The sequence below is a fragment of the Arthrobacter sp. 08Y14 genome (genome assembly GCF_002929455.1).
In the GTDB taxonomy this organism is placed as follows: Bacteria; Actinomycetota; Actinomycetes; order Actinomycetales; family Micrococcaceae; genus Arthrobacter_B; species Arthrobacter_B sunyaminii.
Map to the genome: position 1 here is coordinate 1 of NZ_PJIX01000060.1, position 524 is coordinate 524.

The window sequence follows — 524 nt, forward strand, 5'->3', positions numbered from 1 at the left end:
TCGTGCCGGTCAGCGGGCGCACCGGGCTTGTCGGCGGGCAAGTGCCACGCGAAGACGGACACGATGTGCTCGTCTCGCTGGAGCGAATGAACAAGATCCGGGAAGTCGATCCGGTTGCCGACGTGATCGTCGCCGATGGTGGGGCAATCCTTGCCGATGTGCAGAAGGCGGCCGCGGCGCATGACCGGCTGTTTCCGCTGTCGCTGGGCTCGGAAGGCTCTTGCCGGATCGGCGGCAATCTCGCCACCAATGCCGGCGGCACGGCCGTGCTCGCCTATGGCAATATGCGTCAGCTTTGCCTCGGGTTGGAAGTCGTTCTGCCGACCGGCGAGATCTGGGATGGCTTGAGGCGCCTGAAGAAAGACAATAGCGGCTATGACCTGCGCGATCTCTTCATCGGCGCAGAGGGCACGCTTGGCGTGATCACCGGCGCCGTGCTGAAGATGGTACCGCGCCCGCGCGGGCGGCAGGTGGCCTATGTCGGGCTTGCATCGCCGGACGCGGCGCTCGCGCTGTTCGAAAAT

At 65.5% G+C, this 524-nt stretch carries 1 protein-coding gene; it reads left to right on the forward strand.

The window, feature by feature from the left end; all coding sequences use genetic code 11:
• Positions 1-2 precede the first annotated feature (2 nt).
• On the forward strand, positions 3-524 hold a 522-nt coding region (locus CXR03_RS19020), incomplete at its 3' end, for an FAD-binding oxidoreductase (protein ID WP_258073746.1).